This is a genomic window from Streptomyces sp. A012304, from assembly GCF_026008495.1.
Classification (GTDB): domain Bacteria; phylum Actinomycetota; class Actinomycetes; order Streptomycetales; family Streptomycetaceae; genus Streptomyces.
The window spans coordinates 1-203 of record NZ_BQUN01000226.1 but is presented as its reverse complement, the minus strand read 5'-3'; the positions used below and the strand labels follow the sequence as shown (position 1 = coordinate 203).

The window sequence follows — 203 nt, the reverse complement described above, 5'->3', positions numbered from 1 at the left end:
CGGCCCGAGGCGTCGTACCCGAACTGGGTGATGGCGCCGCTGGCCTCCTGCAGCCTGGTCAGCTGGCTGAGCCCGTCGTAGGTGTACTGGCTGACCGCGCCGCCCGGCGAGGTCTGCTTCACCACGTTGCCCGCGTCGTCGTACTCGTTGCGGGTGGTGAAGGCGCCGGGCAGGGGCTTGCGCTCGATCTGGGTGGTGGTGAC

1 protein-coding gene is annotated in these 203 nt (G+C 70.4%); it reads right to left on the bottom strand.

What is annotated here, in order from left to right; translation table 11 throughout:
- The coding region (locus tag ALMP_RS42895; protein WP_264937483.1) for an RHS repeat domain-containing protein at positions 1 to 203 on the bottom strand (203 nt) is incomplete at both ends.